This is a genomic window from Microbacterium altimontanum, from assembly GCF_058349865.2.
In genome coordinates this window covers 211,565-231,134 of the sequence record NZ_JBYRJB020000003.1, presented here as the reverse complement: position 1 = coordinate 231,134, position 19,570 = coordinate 211,565, and the positions used below count along the sequence as shown (strand labels likewise).

General features: G+C 69.2%; 19 protein-coding genes. 3 read left to right on the top strand and 16 right to left on the bottom strand.

The annotated features are described in order from the left end of the window. Window positions 1-42: 42 nt before the first annotated feature. The 3 genes from AC3RX1_RS05850 to AC3RX1_RS05840 form a co-directional block, all read right to left on the bottom strand. Window positions 43-1,140: a branched-chain amino acid aminotransferase gene (locus AC3RX1_RS05850; protein WP_491500304.1), complete on the bottom strand. Its 1,098-nt coding sequence runs from the start codon at window positions 1,138-1,140 to the stop codon at window positions 43-45. Between the two features lie 46 nt (window positions 1,141-1,186). Beyond that, window positions 1,187-2,239, bottom strand: a complete 1,053-nt coding sequence (locus AC3RX1_RS05845) for a 3-isopropylmalate dehydrogenase (protein ID WP_491500303.1) — start codon at window positions 2,237-2,239, stop codon at window positions 1,187-1,189. An 81-nt stretch (window positions 2,240-2,320) separates the two neighbouring features. Next, window positions 2,321-3,904, bottom strand: coding sequence for an MFS transporter (locus AC3RX1_RS05840; protein ID WP_491500302.1), 1,584 nt, complete (start codon window positions 3,902-3,904; stop codon window positions 2,321-2,323). Between the two features lie 89 nt (window positions 3,905-3,993). Between AC3RX1_RS05840 and AC3RX1_RS05835 the strand changes: the two genes are divergently transcribed. Continuing rightward, window positions 3,994-4,533: a TetR/AcrR family transcriptional regulator gene (locus AC3RX1_RS05835; RefSeq protein ID WP_491500301.1), complete on the top strand. Its 540-nt coding sequence runs from the start codon at window positions 3,994-3,996 to the stop codon at window positions 4,531-4,533. Window positions 4,534-4,656: 123 nt separating this feature from the next. Next, the gene (locus AC3RX1_RS05830; RefSeq protein WP_491500300.1) at window positions 4,657-4,914 is read left to right on the top strand and encodes a DUF6458 family protein; all 258 of its coding nucleotides are present in this window, start codon (window positions 4,657-4,659) and stop codon (window positions 4,912-4,914) included. A gap of 1 nt (window position 4,915) precedes the next feature. Here the strand turns inward: AC3RX1_RS05830 and serA are convergent, their stop codons facing one another. From serA to AC3RX1_RS05775, 11 genes are all read right to left on the bottom strand, one after another. Beyond that, complete coding sequence (serA, locus tag AC3RX1_RS05825) at window positions 4,916-6,508, bottom strand: phosphoglycerate dehydrogenase (RefSeq protein ID WP_491500299.1); 1,593 nt, start codon at window positions 6,506-6,508, stop codon at window positions 4,916-4,918. A 139-nt stretch (window positions 6,509-6,647) separates the two neighbouring features. Further along, the gene (locus AC3RX1_RS05820) at window positions 6,648-7,007 is read right to left on the bottom strand and encodes a bacitracin resistance protein (RefSeq protein WP_491500298.1); all 360 of its coding nucleotides are present in this window, start codon (window positions 7,005-7,007) and stop codon (window positions 6,648-6,650) included. Continuing rightward, on the bottom strand, window positions 7,004-7,519 hold the full coding sequence (locus AC3RX1_RS05815; protein ID WP_491500297.1) for a DNA polymerase III subunit gamma/tau: 516 nt from the start codon (window positions 7,517-7,519) through the stop codon (window positions 7,004-7,006). Before AC3RX1_RS05815 ends, AC3RX1_RS05820 begins: the two co-directional genes overlap by 4 nt. 10 nt (window positions 7,520-7,529) lie before the next feature. Further along, window positions 7,530-8,267: a copper homeostasis protein CutC gene (locus AC3RX1_RS05810; protein ID WP_491500296.1), complete on the bottom strand. Its 738-nt coding sequence runs from the start codon at window positions 8,265-8,267 to the stop codon at window positions 7,530-7,532. Beyond that, complete coding sequence (locus tag AC3RX1_RS05805; protein WP_491500295.1) at window positions 8,264-9,613, bottom strand: alpha-L-fucosidase; 1,350 nt, start codon at window positions 9,611-9,613, stop codon at window positions 8,264-8,266. Before AC3RX1_RS05805 ends, AC3RX1_RS05810 begins: the two co-directional genes overlap by 4 nt. Next, the gene (locus AC3RX1_RS05800) at window positions 9,610-11,184 is read right to left on the bottom strand and encodes a M81 family metallopeptidase (RefSeq protein WP_491500294.1); all 1,575 of its coding nucleotides are present in this window, start codon (window positions 11,182-11,184) and stop codon (window positions 9,610-9,612) included. The genes AC3RX1_RS05805 and AC3RX1_RS05800 overlap by 4 nt, the downstream gene beginning before the upstream one ends. A 43-nt stretch (window positions 11,185-11,227) precedes the next feature. Beyond that, window positions 11,228-12,154, bottom strand: coding sequence for an ROK family protein (locus AC3RX1_RS05795; RefSeq protein WP_491500293.1), 927 nt, complete (start codon window positions 12,152-12,154; stop codon window positions 11,228-11,230). Further along, window positions 12,147-13,574 carry a sulfatase family protein gene (locus AC3RX1_RS05790; protein WP_491500292.1) on the bottom strand — a complete coding sequence of 476 codons (1,428 nt, stop codon included), beginning with the start codon at window positions 13,572-13,574 and terminating at the stop codon, window positions 12,147-12,149. Before AC3RX1_RS05790 ends, AC3RX1_RS05795 begins: the two co-directional genes overlap by 8 nt. Further along, window positions 13,571-14,428, bottom strand: a complete 858-nt coding sequence (locus AC3RX1_RS05785; RefSeq protein WP_491500291.1) for a carbohydrate ABC transporter permease — start codon at window positions 14,426-14,428, stop codon at window positions 13,571-13,573. The genes AC3RX1_RS05790 and AC3RX1_RS05785 overlap by 4 nt, the downstream gene beginning before the upstream one ends. Continuing rightward, a complete protein-coding gene (locus AC3RX1_RS05780; protein ID WP_491500290.1) occupies window positions 14,421-15,335 on the bottom strand; it encodes a carbohydrate ABC transporter permease in 915 nt (304 codons plus the stop codon). Before AC3RX1_RS05780 ends, AC3RX1_RS05785 begins: the two co-directional genes overlap by 8 nt. Before the next feature lie 60 nt (window positions 15,336-15,395). After that, window positions 15,396-16,664 carry an ABC transporter substrate-binding protein gene (locus AC3RX1_RS05775; protein ID WP_491500289.1) on the bottom strand — a complete coding sequence of 423 codons (1,269 nt, stop codon included), beginning with the start codon at window positions 16,662-16,664 and terminating at the stop codon, window positions 15,396-15,398. 144 nt (window positions 16,665-16,808) lie between these two features. On the opposite strand from AC3RX1_RS05775, the gene AC3RX1_RS05770 reads away from it, so the two are divergent. After that, the gene (locus AC3RX1_RS05770; RefSeq protein ID WP_491500288.1) at window positions 16,809-17,945 is read left to right on the top strand and encodes an ROK family protein; all 1,137 of its coding nucleotides are present in this window, start codon (window positions 16,809-16,811) and stop codon (window positions 17,943-17,945) included. A 50-nt stretch (window positions 17,946-17,995) separates the two neighbouring features. Here AC3RX1_RS05770 and ilvC read toward each other — a convergent pair whose 3' ends face one another. Together ilvC and ilvN are read right to left on the bottom strand one after the other, a co-directional pair. After that, window positions 17,996-19,024, bottom strand: coding sequence for a ketol-acid reductoisomerase (ilvC, locus tag AC3RX1_RS05765; protein ID WP_491500287.1), 1,029 nt, complete (start codon window positions 19,022-19,024; stop codon window positions 17,996-17,998). Between the two features lie 36 nt (window positions 19,025-19,060). Continuing rightward, window positions 19,061-19,570 carry an acetolactate synthase small subunit gene (gene ilvN / locus AC3RX1_RS05760; RefSeq protein ID WP_491500286.1) on the bottom strand — a complete coding sequence of 170 codons (510 nt, stop codon included), beginning with the start codon at window positions 19,568-19,570 and terminating at the stop codon, window positions 19,061-19,063.

The window sequence follows — 19,570 nt, the reverse complement described above, 5'->3', positions numbered from 1 at the left end:
CGGCGCGATTCGACTCGCCGGCACCCGCTCACGACCGCAACGTCAGGCGTCGAGCCGCACGAGCCAGCCGTGTCGGTCCTCACGGCGGCCGTACTGGATGTCGGTGAGCTCTTCGCGCAGCGACAGGGCGAGCGAGCCGGTGGGCTGTGCGTCGACGAAGTCGTGTCCCTTGAGCTGCCCGATCGGAGCGACCACGGCGGCGGTGCCGCACGCGAACGCCTCCACGATGTCGCCCGAGGCGACGCCGTCGCGCCACTCCTGCAGGGTGATCGGCCGCTCCTCCACGGCGTGGCCCCGGTCGCGCGCGAGCTGCAGCAGGGACATGCGGGTGATGCCCTGGAGGATCGAGTCGGACGCGGGAGTGACGAGCGTGCCGTCCTTGCGGACGAACACGATGTTCATTCCGCCGAGCTCTTCGACATTGCCATCGGCGTCGAGGAACACCACCTGGTCGCAGCCGTGCTCATTCGCCTCGGCCTGCGGCAGAAGGCTCGCGGCGTAGTTGCCGCCGGTCTTCGCGGCGCCGGTTCCGCCCTTGCCCGCACGGGCGTAGTCCTCGCTCAGCCAGATCGACACCGGCTTCGCCCCGCCCTTGAAGTACGCGCCCACCGGGCTTGCGATCACGAGGTAGGTGACCTCGTGCGCCGGGCGCACGCCGAGGAACGCCTCCGAGGCGAACATGAACGGGCGCAGGTACAGGCTCTGGTCGGCTCCGCCCGGCACCCAGTCGCCGTCCACCGCGATCAGCTCGCGCAGCGACTGCACGAAGTCGTCGACGGGAAGCTCGGGCAGAGCGAGCCGGTGCGCGCTGCGCTGCAGCCGCGCGCCGTTCATCTCCGGCCGGAAGGTGTAGACCGAACCGTCGGCGTGCCGGTACGCCTTGATGCCCTCGAAGATCTCCTGCCCGTAATGCAGCACCGCCGCAGCGGGGTCGAGCGCCAGAGGACCGTAGGGGACGACGCGCGCGTCGTGCCATCCTTCGCCTTCCGACCACGTGATCGCGACCATGTGGTCGGTGAAGACGGTGCCGAACACCGGGTCGGCCAGCAGCGCGTCGCGTTCGGCGTCGCTGCGCGCGGAGGGATTGCGGGTCACGCCGAACTCGAGGGTTCCGGTGGTGGTTTCTGCGGGAAGAGTCATGTCTGGTCCAGTCTCGGAGTGCGGGCGATGCACACGCGCCTTCAGATTACGCCTGCAGGCGTGCCGCGACGGCGTCGCCGATCTGCGCGGTGGTGCGGGATGCGCCGCCCCGCGCCGCGATGTCGTCCTCGACCGCGCGCGTCACGCGGTCGGCGTCGCCGTGGAGCCCGAGGTGGTCGAGCAGGAGGGCGATGGAGAGGATCGCGGCCGTGGGGTCGGCCTTCTGCTGCCCCGCGATGTCGGGAGCCGAACCGTGCACGGGCTCGAACATCGACGGGAACGCGCCGTCGGGATTGATGTTCCCCGATGCGGCGAGACCGATGCCACCGGTGACGGCGCCGGCCAGATCTGTGAGGATGTCGCCGAAGAGGTTGTCGGTGACGATCACGTCGAAGCGACCCGGGTTCGTGACCAGGAAGATGGTCGCGGCATCGACGTGCAGGTAGTCTACGGCAACGTCGGGATGCTCCCGCGCCACCTCGTCGACGATCCTCTTCCAGAGCGACCCGGCGTTCACGAGGACGTTCGTCTTGTGCACGAGCGTGAGCTTTCGGCGTCGACGCTCGGCCAGCTCGAACGCGTAGCGCACGACGCGCTCGACTCCGTACGCGGTGTTGACACTCGTCTCGTTCGCGATCTCGTGCGGCGTCCCCCGGCGGATGGATCCCCCGTTGCCGACGTAGGGCCCCTCGGTTCCCTCGCGGACGACGACGAAGTCGACGTCTCCCGGGTCGGCGAGCGGACCGGGGGCGCCGGCATATAGCTTGGCGGGGCGCAGGTTGACGTAGTGGTCGAGTTCGAACCGGAGCTTCAGGAGCAGACCCCGCTCGATGTTCGCGTCCTTCAGCCGCTCGTCGCCGGGAGTGCCGCCGACGGCGCCGAGCAGGATCGCGTCGTTCCCCTTGATCGCCGCGAGATCGTCGTCGGTGAGGGTGTCGCCGGTTTCGAGGTAACGGCCGGCGCCCAGCGAGAAGCGCGTCTTCTCGAACGTGATGACGGCGCCTGCGGTGGCGGCGTCGAGCACCTTCTCCGCCTCTGCGATGACCTCGGGGCCGATGCCGTCACCTGGGATGACGGCCAGCTTCACGACACGCGACATTGCACTCCTCACAATCGACGGCGCCACCCCGCACCTGGAGGGCCGCGCCCGCTCCAGCCTATCGAGCGAGCCGGCGCCCCCTCACCGTGCGTCGCGCGACGACGCGCGCCGCTCCCTTGTCTGCCGTGCGTCGCGGGACGACGCGCGGCGCTCGAGCATCGTCGCCGCGATCACAGCCGCCACCACGACGAGCGCCGCGCCGATGAGCGCGGTGGTCGCGACTCCGGAGTCGAAGGCCGCCGCGGCGGCGTCCTCCAGCGCACGGCCGACGGACCCGCCGACGCGGTCGGCGACGGCCATCGCGCCGGCGAGGGTCTCACGCGCGGCCCCGGCGAGCGACGCGGGCACGGCCGCCGGGATCTCGATGCTCGCGCGGTACACCGCGGTCAGCAGCCCGCCGATGACGGACGTGCCGAGCACCGCGCCGAACTCGTAGGCCGTCTCCGACACGGCGCTCGCCGCGCCGGCTTTGGCCGGCGGTGCGGCCGACAGGATGAGCTCGTTGGAGACCGTCTCCGCCGCGCCCACGCCGATGCCGAGGCTCACGGAGGCGAGGATCGTGGGCAGCAGGGTGTCGGGCCCGGTCGTGAACGCAATCACGGTGTAGCCGAGCGCCGAGAATGCGAGCGCGGCCGGGATGACGATGCGCGGCGAGACGCGCGAGGAGATCGGCACGATCACGAGGCCTGCGGCGATCATGGCGGCGAGCGACGGGAGCAGCGCGAGGCCCGCCTCCATCGGCGTCAGGCCGATGATCAGCTGCAGGTGCTGCGCCACGAAGAAGAGGAAGCCGACGAGCGCGACGACGCTGAGCAGATTCACGAGGAGCGCGCCGGTGAACGCGCCGCTGCGGAACAGCTGCATGTCCAGCATCGGGCTGGGCGCCCGCAGCTGGCGACGCACGAACAGGACGCCGAAGACCACCCCGACCGCAAGGAGCGGCACCACCGGCCCGCCCAGGCCGATGACGGCCATCTCCTTGATCGCGTAGACGATGGGCACCAACGTTCCCACCGACAGCAGGATGCTGACCGGATCGATGCGCCCGGGAGCGGGGTCACGGCTCTCCGGCACGAGCAGCGGTGCGCCCACGAGCAGCGGGAAGAGGACGGGCACCGCCAGGAGGAATACCGCTCCCCATGCGAAGTGCTCGAGGAGGAAGCCGCCGACGATGGGACCGAGCGCGGCGCCGGCCGAGAACATCGCGGCCCAGATCGCGATGGCCACGCGGCGCTGCTGCCGGTCGGCGAAGATGCTGCGGATGAGAGACAGCGTGGAGGGCATGAGCATCGCGCCGAACACCGCCATGGCGGCGCGACCGGCGATGAGCCAGCCGGCGGTGGGCGCGAACGCCGTGAGTGCGGAGACGGCGGCGAAGCCGGTGGCGCCGATCAGCAGCATCCGTCGCCTGCCGAAGCGGTCACCCAGTGTGCCCATCGTCACGAGCAGGGCCGCGAGGACGAGCGGATACGCGTCGATGATCCACAGCTGCTCGACGCTCGTGGGCTCCAGGTCGAGCGCGATCATCGGCAGCGCGAAGCTCAGCACGGTGTTGTCGACCGAGACCAGGAGCACCGGGAGCATGAGCACGGCCAGCGCCGCCCAGCCGCGCCAGCCCACGCGCGGGGCGCGCAGGTCGGTCACGGGGCTCAGCTGGCTGGTCATGGGGTTCTCTCTTCGATGCAGACGCATACTGTACCGTCCAGCCGGTATAGTATCAGAATCATGCGCAGGGCACGACTACCCTTGAGGCCATGAGCCGCCCTCCTCACGCCCGCGAGAGCGTGCTGGACGCCTTCGAACGGCTGCTCGTCGCGGGGGGCGAGCGTGCCGCGACGATGGATGCCACTGCCCGCGCGGCCGGAGTGTCGAAGGGCGGCCTGCTCTATCACTTCGCGTCGAAGGATGCTCTCGAGCAGGCGCTCATCGAGCGGCTGCGGATGCTGGTGGCAGCCGACGTGCAGGAAATCACGACGGCGCCCGAGGGAGTGATCGCGTATTACATCCGCTCCTCCATCATGCAGGGCACGCCACTCGATCGCGTCATGCTCGCGGTGTCACGACTCGCGCAGGGCGGCAGCGCGGCGGCCGGAGCGGCGCTTCGCGACGCCCGCGACAGCTGGGCGGCGGCGGTGCGACCGCACGTGCGGGATGACACGGCGCTGCGACTCGTGCTCCTGGTCTCCGACGGCCTGTACTTCAACAACCTCGTCGACGGTGCCGACGCGCGGCCCGTGGTCTCCGGGCGAGAACTCGACGCACTCGCCGCGTACGTCGCCAAGGTCGCCGGCTGACGCCCGGCCCGCGGACGCCTACACGACCGTCGCGGCGCCGACAAGCCCCTCCCCCGAAGAGCGGTTCCCGGCGATCCTGGTGAAGCCGCGGCACCGCGCCGCGCACACCAGACAGGAGAACCCATGAGCATCGGACTCGGAGTCGTCCTCTTCGTCATCGGCGCGATCCTCGCATTCGCGCTGAACTTCCAGGTCGACTGGGTGAACCTCGACCTCGTCGGCTACATCTTGATGGGCGCCGGCGTCGTCGTGTTCCTCATCGGCATCGTGCTCCTCGCGCGGCGCCGCCGCACGATCGCCACCTCGCACACGTCGGTCGACCCCCGCACCGGGGACGCCGTGCGCCGGGACGAGACATCCGCCCCCGACGACACGATCTGAATCAGACCTCGACGATCTCGATCTGGCGGAAGAGGTCGGCGTCGATCGCGGTGCGCACCTCGTCGAGCAGCTCGTCGTCGACGGGCGAGTCGACGGTGAGCACCGAGAGCGCCTGACCGCCGGCCGCCTGCCGGGCGATCTGCATGCCCGCGATGTTGATCCCCGCGTCGCCGAACTTCTGGCCGTAGACCGCGACGATGCCCGGGCGGTCGGTGTAGAGCATGACGATGTGGTGCTGCTCGATGGGCAGCTCCACCGCGTAGTCGTTGATGCCGACGAGCTTCTCGATCTGCTTCGGGCCCGTCAGGGTGCCCGAGATCGCGAGCTGGCTGCCGTCGGAGAGGGCACCGCGCAGCGTGATGACGTTGCGGTACTCGGGGCTGTCGCCGTCGACGAGCAGCCGCACCTCGACGCCGCGCTGCTCGGCGAGCAGCGGAGCGTTGACGTACGACACCTGCTCGCTGACGATCGGGGCGAACACGCCCTTGAGCGCCGCGAGCTTGAGGACGCTCACGTCGTACTCCTGCAGCTCACCGTGCACCTCGACGTCGAGGCTCGTCAGCGGCGACCGTGCCAGACCGGAGAAGATCTGGCCGAGCTTCTCGACGAGCGGGATGCCGGGGCGCACGTAGGGGTCGATGATGCCGCCCGCGACGTTGACCGCGTCGGGGACGAGCTCGCCGTCGAGCGCGAGGCGCACCGACTTCGCGACCGATACGCCGGCCTTCTCCTGCGCCTCTTCGGTGGAGGCGCCGAGGTGCGGCGTCACCGTGACGTTCGGCAGCCCGAGCAGACGGGTGTCGGTCGGGGGCTCCGAGGTGAACACATCGAGACCCGCGCCCGCGATCTCCCCCGCCGTGAGCGCGTCGAACAGCGCGTCCTCGTCGATGAGTCCGCCGCGGGCGACGTTGACGACGAACGCCGAGGGCTTCATCCGGCGCAGCTGCTCGGTGCCGATCATGCCCGTGGTCTCGGGGGTCTTCGGCATGTGGATCGTGATGAAGTCACTGCGCTCGAGGAGTTCGTCGAGGCTCACCAGCTCCACCCCGAGCTGCTGGGCGCGTGCGCTCGTGACATAGGGGTCGTACGCGATGACCTTCATGTCGAAACCCTGGAGGCGCGCGGTGATGAGGGCGCCGATACGGCCGAGGCCGATGATGCCGACGGTCTTCTCGAAGAGCTCGACACCGGTGAAGGAGCTGCGCTTCCACTGCCCGGCGGCCAGCGAGGCGTGAGCGGCGGGGATGCGGCGGGCGAGGCTCAGGATGTGACCCACGGTCAGCTCGGCCGCGGAGATGATGTTCGAGGTCGGCGCGTTCACGACCATGACGCCGGCGGTCGTGGCGGCCGGCGTGTCGACGTTGTCCAGGCCGACGCCGGCGCGCGCGATCACCTTGAGCTTCGGGGCCGCCCCGATCGCCTCGGCGTCCATCTTCGTCGCCGAGCGGATCAGCACGGCGTTCGCATCGGCCAGCGCCGACAGCAGCGCCGGGCGGTCGGTGCCGTCGACGGTGCGGATCTCGAAGTCGGGCCCGAGGGCGTCGACTGTCGCGGGAGAGAGCTGTTCGGCGATGAGGACGACGGGCTTGGTCACAAGCTGACCCTTCGGGGATGCCTCGCGCGCACGGCACGACGGCGACGGGTAGGGGGATGCCGCGCCGCACGCCTTCGGGGCGAGACGCTCACAGCCTACCCCGCGCTCGGACCGCACCCCGACCCTGTGACGCGGGCGGTCAGGAGATCAGCGCGTGCGTGTTCAGCACCGAGTACGCCACCACGTTCAGCCAGAACACCGCGACGAGGGCGAGCCCGGCGAGCATGACGAGCGCCGCCTCGCCGGCACGGCGCCGGTACGCGATCGCGAACGCGGCGGCGTACACGACGAGCGGGAAGACGGCCGCGAAGATCCACAGGAACCAGCCGAGCGCGTTCAGCGGCACGCCGACGGCGGCATATGTCTGCACGCTCTGCACGAGGTTCGAGATCGCGTTCCACACCGCGTACGCGTAGAACAGGGCGAAAACGCCGGCGATCGTGGCGAGCAGCCACACCGGGATGCGACGCACGGATGCGGCGGCCCGCTGCTCGGTCACAGTCCCATCACTCCCGCCATCACGAACGGCCAGGGCACGAGGAGCACCGCGCCGGCTCCCAGCCACACGAACTTCAGCCAGTTCGCCGCGCCCCGGGTGAGGAGCAGAACGGCGGCGAACCAGAGGAGCGGCGCGAGCACGGCGAGCCAGAAGCTGCCCTGTGCCATCGCGTCGGCGACCATCCACTGCGCCTTGCCCTGGAGGCGGAACCCTCCGACGATCCACCCGATCGTGTACAGCAGGTACACGCCGCCGAGCATGCCGAAGCCGATCAGCGCGGCGTTGCCGAGCGGCGCCGGACCGCCGTCGACGACGTCCTCGCCGGGCTGGGCAGACGATACGTCCGCCTCCTCGGCCTTCCCGTCCGCGGTTTCGACGCGCTCTGCGCCCCTGCCCTTCGCGTGCCATCCGGGCGGCAGCGAGACCGGCTGGTCGTCGCCCTCCCAGCGGAGCGCGTCGTCCGGATCCGCCGGGCCGGTGTCGCCGGGCGAGGAGTCGGATTCGGGCGCCATGCGCGCAAGTCTAGGACACCGCAACCGCACGGGCCGCGACCACGGCGGCGCGCACGAGCTCCGGGTCAGTGACGTCGTACCCTGCCGTTCCGCCGCCGGGACCGCTCGGCGACGCATCCGTCGACGCCGCCCGTGCGGAGAGGTGGACCGCGTCGATGCCGGTCGCGGCGAGGGCTGGGATGTCCTCGACCCGCACTCCCCCGCCGGCCATGACCTGCAGGCGGCCGCCGGCGCGGATGACGAGCTCTGCCAGCACGCCGGCGCCGTCGATGCTGCGCGCGGCGCCGCCGGAGGTCAGCACACGCGTCACGCCGGCGTCGGCGAGGGTGTCGACGAGCGCGGCGGGCTCCCCCGCCGCGTCGATCGCCCGGTGGAAGACGACGTCGGCGCCGGCTGCGGCATCCGTCCATCGCGCGAGCGCCGCCGTGTCGACGGCGCGCGCGGGGGTGAGGCATCCCACCACCACGGCGCCGACGCCGAGGGCGACGAGCCGGCGGATGTCGGCGGCGACCACGGCGATCTCGTCGGCGTCGTACACGAAGCCGCCCGCGCGGGGCCGCACGAGCGGCGCGACGCGGCCCGGGTCGCCTGCCGCCCCGATCACCCGCTCCACCGTTCCGATCGAGGGGGTAAGGCCGCCGACGCCGAGCGCCTGGCACAGCTCGATGCGGTCGGCGCCGGCGGCGAAGGCGGCGCGGGCTCCGGCCGGGTCCTGCACCGCGATTTCGACGAGGGGCGTGCGCGTCATGGCTTCAGCGTAAGGACCGCGACGGCATCGCCGCGCAACGCATCCGGAATCGTCACCTGCGCGCCGCCGTCGGGCAGGCGCTCCGGAGCGCCCGCGGAGCCGTCGGCCCACCGCGCGTCACGCGCGTCGCCCAGCTCGTCCGGCAGCTCCACGACGCCCGACGTCGGGTCGAGCACATGCACGTGCACCCCGCTCTCGGACGCGGTGTAGGCGCGCGGGACGCCGGTCGGCTCGCCGGCGCGGATCCAGGGTCGCGTGCCGTACACGGCGGCGCGGTTCGTGCGCAGCCAGGCGCCGAGTTCCCGCATCGCCGCGCGCTGGAGCTCGGGAATCGACCCGTCGGCGCGCGGACCAACGTTGATCAGGAGGTTGCCGTTCTTCGCCACGACGTCCACCAGCAGGCGGATGAGCGCCGCCCCCGACAGCGAGTGGCTCGCGTCCTCGTCCTGGTTGTAGCCGAACGAGAACCCGAGGCCCCGCGTCGACTCCCACACCGGTTCGAGGATGTCGGGGATGTCGGTGTACTCGCGCGTGATGTAGCCGTGGTACGGCACTCCCCAGCGATCGTTCACGACGCCGTCGGGAACCGCGCGGAAGTATCGCTCGAGCAGCGCCGCGACCCCGAAGTCCTCGCGCCCCTTGCCGCCATCGGGCCAGTCGATGTCGTTCCACAGCAGGTCGGGACGGAACCGCTCGACGAGCTCATCGAGCTGCGCCCCCGCATACCGCGCGTAGAACTCGTCGTTGCGGCGATAGCGAAAGAGGTCGGTGTCGCTCTCGATGGGCGGGAAGTCGCTGACGTGCCAGTCCAGCGCGCCGGAGAAGTACACCCCGAAGCGCGTGTCACGCCGGCGGGTGGCGTCGTGAAGCTCGGCGATCAGATCGCGGCGAGGACCCCGCTGCACCGCGTTGAACCCCGTGGTGTCGGTGTTCCACAGGCAGAAGCCCTCGTGGTGCTTCGTGGTCGGCACGATGTACTGTGCGCCGGCGTCGACGAGCGCACCGACGAGATCGTCGGCGTCGAACGTGTCGGCCCGCCACAGGTCGGCGAGGTCCTCGTAGGTCGTGCCCGTGCCGTAGACGCGCTGGTGGCGCTCCCACGTCGGGCTGCCGGGGATGCGCACGGTGTTGCCGTACCACTCGGCGTACTGGTGATGCATGTAGGCGTCTTCCACCGGCACGCGGCGCGATCCCGGCGGCGTGCCCCAGGCGGGAACCGAGTACAGGCCCCAGTGGATGAAGAAGCCGAGCTTCGCGTCGCGATACCAGTCCGGAACGCCGGCGTCGGGGTAGACCGGTGCGGCGTCGCCGAGATCAGGGCCCGTGCGCGTCTCGAAGTTCATCATGCGGCATCCTCCTCGCCACGGCGGGTCACCACGGGGATGAGATCGGGATCGGGAACCGACGTGTCGAACGGGACCACCCCCGGCACGAGACGGTGATGACCGAGACGCAGGAGGTCCTGGTCCACTCCTCCCGGCGTGAGGGCGAGCGTCCAGTCGGCGGCGAGCTCGTACAGTTCGGGCTCGAGGTAGCCGATCTTCACGATCACGACATCGGCGCGCTCGGGATCGAGGCCCAGCATGCGGAAGTCGTCGAGGTGGTGGAAGGGCTTCCGGCGCTCGGTGACGATCGCGCAGACGGAGCCGGCGCGGATCACGACCTGCGTACCGGCGTCCGGGTCGCCGTCGGTGATCGAGAACACCTCGCCCTCCAGGTGCACCGGGCCGCGCGGACCGGGATCGACGCGGCCGCCGACCTCGAGGGAGACGGTGGCGCCGACGCCCGCCGCCACGGCGGCCGCGACAGCGCCGGCGTCGAAGACCGACGCGTGGATGACGGTGCGGGATCCGTCGCGCAGGTCGGGGCGTGCCAGCAGCTCGCCGAGCGTCCACGACACGTCGCCGGCGCCGCCCGCGGTGGGGTTGTCGCCGGAGTCGGAGATGACGTACGGATGCGTCGCTCCCGGCGCGAGAGCGCGGTCGAGGGCCTCGCCGAGGGATGCCGTCGGTCCGACGAAGGCGAAGTCGTCGCGCGCCTCCCAGTAGAGGCGGCCGAGGCGCTCCGCTTCACGGGCGATGACCGCGCGGTCGTCGCCGGTCACGACGACGGCGGCCTGGCATCGCGGCTCGTCGGCCCATGCGTAGCCGACCCAGATCGCCGCGTCGACGACGCCGGGCAGCGCCTCGACCTCCGGCACCTGGGCGTAGATGCCGCGCGCCGGCTCGAGCCGGGTGCTGGTCTTCTCCCCCGGGAGCAGCACGGGTACCGGCAGCCAGGCCTTGTACGGCCGGCGCCGCAGCGGGTCCGCTCCGTGCTCGCCGCGGAGTCGCTCGAGGAGATTCTGCACCGCCCGCTCCTTGGTGTTCATCCAATCCTCGTGCGGCGCCATCCGGTAGCAGGTGATGAGGTCGACGGCGTCGAGCAGCGTGCGCGAGACGTTCCCGTGCAGGTCCATCGACGCGCTCACGAGCGTGTCGGGTCCGAGCGCGCCCCGGACGACGGTGGCGAGGTCGCCCTCGGCGTCCTCCATCCCGACGACGCTCATCGCCCCGTGGATATCGAAGAAGAAGCCGTCGAACGGCCCCTGGTCGCGGATGCCGGCGACGATCGCATCCTTCATCCGACGGTAGGTCTCGGGGTCGACCGCGCCGCCCGGCAGTGAGCGCCCGTGCGTGAGCGGCACCCATTCGGCGGCGTCGCGGAGCTCTCTCCCCGCGTCGAGGAACGGGTAGTACCCGAGCAGGTCGGCGCCGGTGCGGATCGTGAACGCCTCGTCGCCGGAGACATGCGGGGAGAACGTGCTGGATTCGATCGAGATGCCGCCGATCCCGATGCGCGGACGGGCGAGGCCGCCCGTCGCGAGCGGGGCCAGCGGCCCCATCCAGATCTCGGATGCTTCCGGTCGATCGGTCATTGTCACTGTCCTTCTGAGCTGGGGGCGGGGTACGGGTCGGGTCTCACGGCGTCGAGACGAGAAGATGCGCGCGCGCGGCGCTCGCCGCGCCGAGGGCGACGGCATCACCGCCGAGGGTGCCGCGCACGATGCGCAGCGGAACCCCGGAGATCGGGGCGTCCGTGACGAGCGTCTCGGCGATCGCCGGCTCGAGCAGGTCCCACGCCCTTGTGACGCCGCCGCCGATCACGGCGGTCGAGACCTCGACGATACCCGCGACTGTGGCGCAGGCGAGCGCGAGCGCGCGTCCCGCCGCGGTGAACACCGCCTCGGCCTCTGCGTCCCCGGAGCGAGCACGGTCAGCCACCTCCCGCGCGCTGGCCACTCGACGGCCGGTGTTCTCGGAGTATCGCCGGGCAAGCGACGTGCCCGACGCGACCGTCTCGAGATGGCCGCTCTGACCGCACGTGCACCGGCGAGAGCCGTACCCGGGAGTGTGACCGATCTCACCGGCGGCTCCGTGCGGTCCATGGCGAAGAACGCCGTCCAGAACGATCGCACCGCCGACGCCCGTTCCGAGCATCACCCCGAGAACGTCGCTCGCGCGTGCGGCACCCCAGACGGTCTCGCCCAGCAGGAAGGCGTTCACGTCGTTCTCGACGCGCACGGGCAGTGCCAGCCGGTCGGTGAGGGCGCCTGCCAGCTGGTATCCAGCCCAGTCGCGGAACATGTCGGAAGCAGTGCGGATGACCCCGGCTTCGTGGTCGATGACGCCGGCGGCACCGACGCCTGCGGCGACGACCGTCGCACGGGTCGCTCGCACCATGTCGTCCACGAGCGATGCCGCGGCGTCGGCCATGGCGTCACCGCCTCGTGCAGCCGGTGCCTCGACTGTTCTCCGTGCATGCACGGCTCCATCGGCGCCGGCCAGCACGGCCGCGATCTTCGTGCCCCCGATGTCGATACCGGCGATCAGCGGCGCCTCAGGCATGCGCGACCGCCTTCGCAGAGTAGCCGGTGTCTGCGACGAACCGGGCCAGCATCGCGCTGGCGTCTGATCGCCGACTTGCCCAGAGGTTGTCGCGTTCCCCCGGGTCCTGTGCGAGGTCATAGAACTGCGCGTCGTCGGCGGTCACGGCCACAGGACGTCCCACCGGTTCGCTGAAGCCTCCCGTCCCGTTCGAGAGGATGGCCTTGTCCTGTCCTTCCCGCAGCACGAGCGCCCCGTCGAACGACTGTTGCCCGATCACCCGGTCCTGCGTCGGAGCGAACCCCGCCAAGACGACACCGTCGCGCACGTGCGCAGCCTTCATCGACCCACCGGCGCCGACCAGCTGCGCCAACGTAGGGAGGACATCAAGCAATGAGACGGGGTCGTTCACGGTGCACGGTCTCACACCCGGTCCGGTGACGATCAGCGGGACGCGGTGACCGCCTTCCCACGCGTCTGCCTTCTGTCCTCGCCACGGACCGTTCGGACGATGGACTTCGACATCGCCATCCTCGGGGAACATCATCGGCGCTCCGTTGTCACTCGTGAAGACGACCAGCGTGTTCTCAGCGGTGCCCGTCTCAGCAAGCACCGCGCGGACCTGGCCGATCATCCAGTCGACCAGGCATACCGCGTCTCCGCGGGCGCCCGCGTCCGACAGGCCTTGCACGAACTCCGGCGGCACGCAGGGGCGGTGCGGAGCGGCCGACGCGATGTAGGCGAAGAACGGACGGTCGGCCGTCGCCTGCTCACGGATCCAGTCGCACGCGACGCGCGTGATCTCCAGATCAACGCGTTGATCGTCCCAGTCATCCACCTGCAGCCCCGGGCGCTGGCTCGTCACGAGTGGGTGCTTCTCGCGATTGGGGACGCCGACCGTGTGGTCCTGATCGAGGTAGCAGTACGGCGGCATGTCGAGCGAGCCGGCGATCCCGAAGAAGCGGTCGAATCCGTGCGCGGTCGGGCCGTCGGTGAACGGAACCGTGTAGTCCACATCGCGTCCGGACGCCTGCATATCCGAGTGGAACGGCCCTTCGAAGGCAGAAGGTCTCGTGCCGTCGGTGCGGGTCCAGCCGAGGCCGAGGTGCCACTTTCCGAAGGCGCCGGTGCAATAGCCCTCCGTCTTGAGGATCGATGCGAGTGTCGGCTGCTTGTCGCGCAGGATCGACGGATCCGTGCCGCCGAGCACACCCTCCTGCAAGGGCGACCGCCACGGATACTCGCCGGTCAGCAGGCTGTATCGACTCGGAGTGCACACGGCCGACGCCGCATGGCAGTCGGTGTAGCGCGCGCCTTCAGAAGCGAGACGGTCGAGCACCGGCGTGGGGATCGCCGTGCTGCCATAGCATCCGAGGTCGCCCCACCCGAGGTCGTCGGCGAGGAACACCACGACGTTCGGACGGTTGTCGCCGGCGCTCATCGGCCTGCCAGTCCGACGGTGGCGATGCCCTTCACCAGGTGCTTCTGCAGCGCGAGCAGCAGGATCAGCGTGGGAGCGACGGATATCACTGATGCCGCGATGATCAGGTTCCACGACGCCCCATGCTCGCCGAAGAAGGTCTGCAGACCCAGCGGCACATTGCCGAGCGCATGAATGTCGTTCACAGCGATAAGCGGCCACAGGAAGCTGTTCCAGTATGTGATGAACGTCCAGACCGCGAGGACTGCCAGAGACGGTCGGGCCAGCGGGAGGATGATCTGCCAGAACGTGCGCCAGTTGCTGCAGCCGTCCATCCGGGACGCCTCCACCAGCTCGTACGGCAGGGTGGAGAAGAACTGGCGCAGCAAGAACGTGCCGAACGCACCGAACGCCCACGGCAGGATGAGTGCCTGCCAAGTGTCGATCCACCCGAACTTCTGCATCAACAGGAACATCGGGATGACAAGGACCTCTTGCGGGATCATCATCGTGGCCAAGTAGGCGAGCATGCTCTGGTCGCGCCCGCGCCAGCGCAGAATGCCGAACGCATAGGCAGCAAGGGCCGACACGATGAGCACGATGATCGTGCCGCCGGCTGACTGGATGATGCCGTTGAGGATGTAGCGCAGGAACGGTGCGTTCTGGAACACCTCGGCGTAGTTCTCCCAGCGGAACTCGCTCCCCCACAGCGTCGGCGGGGACTGGAAGATCTCGTTGTTCGGTTTGAACGAGGACGTGATCGTGAAGATCACCGGGAACAGGAACAGCAGGGCGACCAGCGCCAGCACGATCTCGTTCGCGGAACGTCCCGCTCTTCGCGCGGCACGCGCGCCGACCGATGATCGCTCACTCATAGTGCACCCACTTCTTCTGTCCGGCCCACTGAACGAGCGTGACGATGAGAATCAGCGCGAACAGCACGATCGCCGGCGCTGCCGCCTGTCCGAGCTGTCCGGACTGGAAGGCGGTCTGATAGACATTCATGACAACGGTGATCGTCGAGGTGCCGGGGCCGCCGGCCGTCATGACGTACGGTTCGTTGAAGATCTGGAACGACTGGATGAGTGTCACCGTCGTTGCGAAGAAGATCGCCGGCGTCATCAGTGGCAACTTCATCCGGAAGAGAGTGCGCACCGGACCGGCGCCGTCGAGTGCCGCCGCGGCCAGCACATCTTCCGGAAGCTGGTCGATGGCGGCGGAGAAGATGAGCATGTTGTAGCCGAAGCCGTTCCACAGGATCACGACCACCACCGATATCAGGGCGCTCGAGGTCGATCCGAGGAAATTCGGCGGGCTCATCCCGAAAAGGCCCGCCACCCAGCTGAGCACGCCTCCAGGCTGATAGAGGAGCTTCCAGATGATCGCCGTCGCGACCGACGGCGTCACCACCGGGATGAAGAAGAGCACACGGTACAGCTGTCGGAACCGGCTCGACGCGACCCAGAAGGCGACCGAGATCGTGAGAACGAGATTGATCGGGACGATCAGCACGGTGAAGAGAACGGTGTTCAGCAATGCCGGCCCGAAATCACTGCGCGGGGTGAACAGCTGGGCATAGTTGTCCACGCCGGCAAACGAGATCTCTCCGTATGTCGGCCAGTGGAAGAGACTCGTGACGATCGCGAGGATGGACGGGAACAGGATGAACACCGTCAGCCCGGCTGCGCTGGGCGTGAGGAACGCCAGCGCGGCACCGGAATCGCCTCGTCGCCCTCGCGGGTTCCCCGCACGAGCCACGACCCGCTGAGCAATTGCGGTCATGAGGAATGCCTCCTTGCCGGCGGGGCGGGCATGCGGCCCGCCCCACCGTGCGTCAATGGATCACTGAGCGGACTGCTGGACGTTCTGCAGAGCCTGCTCGGGGCTGTCATTTCCCGAGTACGCGAGGATGAACTCGCGCGCGATCAGCTTGGTCGTCTGATCCCACGACGGCGTGCTGATGAACGGCACCGACTTTGCGCTGGCGGCCTGCATCGCCGCCTTCGCCTGATCGGCGTAGCCCGGGCTCTTCGCGTCGGTCGAGGACGCCAGTGCTGTGAAGAACGCGTCGTCCGCAGCGACACGAGCCGGATGCGTGCCGGCCTTCGCCTGCTCAACCTGGGCCGCCTCGCTCGTGATGATCGAGATCGCCTTCGCGGCGGCCTCCTTGTTCGAGCAGCTCTTCGAGATGCCGAATCCCGAGTTGGCCGAGTACGTGCCGCCACCGTTGGGGCCCTGCGGCAGGGCGACGACCCCGACCGGGAAGTTCGCCTGCGTGGCGTTGGAGGAGATGTTCCAGTCTCCGTCGACGGCCATCGCGACGTTCCCTGCGACGAACTGCTGCTCACCCCACGGTACGTCGGATGCGCTGGCCGGGATCGAGGACACCTTGTCCTTGGTCGCGAGCTCCGTGTACCAGGTGAACGCCTGCTTCATCGCCGGGTTCGTCAGATCGAGCTTCGCGTCATCGGTGACGGGCCGCGCGCCGTTGTCCGCGAACAGCATGGAGAACATGTGAAGATCCGAGAACGACTCGCCGAAGGCCGGCTTCCCGGTCGCCTCCGTGACCTTCTTCGCCGCATCCTCGAAGTCGGAGGTCGTCCATGTGTTCGTCGGCTCGGGGAGCCCCGCCTTCTTGAAGGCGTCCTTGTTGTAATACAGCACCATTGTGGAGAGGCCGTACGGAATCGCGTACTGCTGGCCGTCCACCTGGAGCGCCTTGAGCGCTCCCGGGTTCCACTCCGACTCGTCGAAGCCGACCTTCTTCATCAGCGGACCGAGCGGTTCGAGTGCGTCCCTGAAGGCCGGCAGACGCAGGCTCTGCATGCTGACGATGCAGGCGGTCGTCCCGGCGGCAAGCTGCGACTGCAGCTTCGTGAAATAGTCCGCGAACGGGGTCTGCGTCAGTTTCACGGTCAACTTCGAGTCCTGCTTGTGGACGTCGGCGGCAAGACCCTGCCAGGAACTGTTGGACGAGCCCTGATCCCAGAAGCTCCAGGTGAGCGAACCCGAGCTGGCGTCGCCGCTCGAGCCGCCCGAGCACGCCGTCAGGCCCGTGACCAGACCGGCGACGGCAACGATCGCCGCCGCGCCCTTCTTGTACTTCGACACGCGAGTCTCCTCCATTGCAGATGCTCAGCAACGCCCGGGGCGTCCTGGCGGTATGGTTGATGGTGACGTAAATTTAGCCCCATACTTACTGAGGCGCAAGCCGAACATCCGATGTCTGTCCACGATTGAAACGAGGCCGCTGAGATGCCGCACGAGACGAGGGGCACGACGGAAGGCTCGCCTGGCGCGGCGGCGGTAGCCTCCAACCGAGCCCTCGTCTTCAGCGAGATCGTCCGGTCGCCCGGTGCGAGCAGGCAGCGCGTCGCCGCTCAGCTCGGGCTCGTGCCGGCGACCGTCGGCACCCATGTGCGCACACTCGTCAAACACGGTTTCGTCCGCGAGGACGCGCCGCGCGCAGCGACGGGCGGACGGCCCAGCATCCCGCTCAGAGCGCGGCAGGACGCCGGTGTTCTCCTCGGCGTATCGATCGAGCGCGGCAGCGTCGTGGGGGCGGCCGTGTCCGCCAGCGGCGACGTGCTGCACACCTGCACGGTGCCGATCGAGATGGACGATCCGATAGCGTCCACGGTCACGGCGACCGGACGACTGCAGGAGGCGCTCGGCGCCCGACCGGTCGCGGCGGTGGGCGTCACGGTCTCCGGTGTCGTCGACACGTCGGATGGCACGGTCGCAATCTCGACGGTGCTCGACTGGCACGAATATCCCCTGGGGCGCGAGCTTCGAAAGCTCCTACCTTTCCCGGTCTTCGTGGAGAACGACGTCATCGCCCTGGCACAGCGCGAACTCGCGTTCGCTCCGTCGGTACCAGACAGCTTCCTCCTGCTCCACATCAGCGACGGCGTCGGCATGGCCATCGTCACGGGCCGGAGTATCGTGCGCGGCGTTCGACATGGAAGCATCGAATTCGGCCATATCAGTCTCGATCCCGGCGGGGAGCTGTGCCGGTGTGGAAACCGTGGCTGCATGCAGACGGTGTTCGGGTACTCCGAGCTCCGAGCCGCGTCCGGACAGAGCTCCTCGGAGTGGGCGGAGCTGAATCTGAGCACGCCTACGGTTCGGCTCGTCGAAGAACGTGCGCAGATCCTCGGACGTGGGGTCGGGGCGATCAGCACGCTTCTCGGCATCGATCACATCCGGGTCAGCGGGCGGACCGCGCAGCACTGGGACGCCTTCGGTGCGTCGATGACCGACGCGATCGTCCGAAGTACGCCGACGCTCGGCGTTGCGCCCGTCATCGACGTCGTGACGTGGTCGGAATCCGGGATCGCACAGGGAGCTGCCGGCGTCGCGCTCAGCGGCTACCTCGAGACGCTGCGCTGACACGACGACGGGCCCGGAGGATCACTCCCCCGGCCCCGCGTGCGTGACGATCAGCGGGCGACGGATCCGTCGGTGTAGTCCTCGTCCTGCTGCTTCCAGGCGAACAGGGCACGCAGTTCGCGACCCGTGGCCTCGATCGGGTGCGACTCGCCCTTCTTGCGCAGCTCGAGGAACTCCGGCGCCCCGGCGTCCTGGTCGGCGATGAAGCGCTCGGCGAAGGCGCCCGACTGGATGTCGGCGAGCACGGCCTGCATGTTCTCCTTGACGCGCGGGTCGATCACGCGCGGACCCGAGACGTAGTCGCCGTACTCCGCGGTGTCCGAGACGCTCCAGCGCTGCTTGGCGATGCCGCCCTCCCAGATGAGGTCGACGATGAGCTTCATCTCGTGCAGCACCTCGAAGTACGCGATCTGGGGCTGATAGCCCGCCTCGACCAGCGTCTCGAATCCGTACTGGATGAGCTGCGACACGCCGCCGCAGAGCACGGCCTGCTCGCCGAACAGGTCGGTCTCGGTCTCCTCGGTGAAGGTCGTCTTGATGCCGCCGGCGCGGAGGCCCCCGATCGCCTTGGCGTACGACCACGCGGTGTCCCAGGCGCTGCCCGACGCATCCTTCTCGACCGCGACGATCACGGGAACGCCGCGACCGGCTTCGTACTCGCGGCGCACGGTGTGGCCCGGCCCCTTCGGCGCGACCATGACGACGTCGACGCCCTCGGGCGCCTGGATGTATCCGAACCGGATGTTGAAGCCGTGCGCGAACAGGAGCGTCTTGCCCTCGGTGAGGTGCTCCTTGATGGAGTCGGCGTAGATGCCGCGCTGGTGCTGGTCGGGGGCGAGGATGACGATGACGTCGGCCCAGTCGGTCGCGTCGGCGACGGTCTTCACGTCGAAGCCGGCCTCGCTCGCCTTCTGGATCGAGCGCGAGCCCTCCTTCAGCGCGATGGCGACCTCGACGCCCGAGTCGCGCAGGTTCAGTGCGTGCGCGTGACCCTGCGAGCCGTAGCCGACGATCGCGACCTTCTTGCGCTGGATGATCGAGAGGTCGGCGTCGGCGTCGTGGTAGATCTCAGTGGGCATGGGTGTTTCTCCTTGGGTTGTCAGTTCGATGGGTTGTCAGCCGCGCAGCACGCGTTCGGTGATGCTCTTGCCACCGCGGCCGATGGCGACGAGGCCGGATTGCGCGAGCTCCTTGATGCCGAAGGGCTCGAGCGCACGCAGGAAGGCGTCGACCTTGCCCTGGTCGCCGGTCACCTCGACGACCACCGCGTCGGGCGCGTAATCCACGACCGAGGCACGGAACAGGCTCACGACCTCGAGGACGTTCGACCGGTTCGCGTTGTCGGCGCGCACCTTCACGAGCATGTGCTCCCGCTGCACCGACGCCGCCGGCTCGAGCTCGACGATCTTGATGACGTTGACGAGCTTGTTCAGCTGCTTGGTCACCTGTTCGAGCGGCTGCTCCTCGACGTCGACGGCCACGGTGATGCGCGACAGGCCGGGCACCTCGGTCACGCCGACGGCGAGTGACGAGATGTTGAAGCCGCGTCGCGCGAACAGCCCCGCGACGCGCGTCAGCAGGCCGGGCTTGTCCTCCACGAGGAGGCTCAGCACGTGATGGGTCAT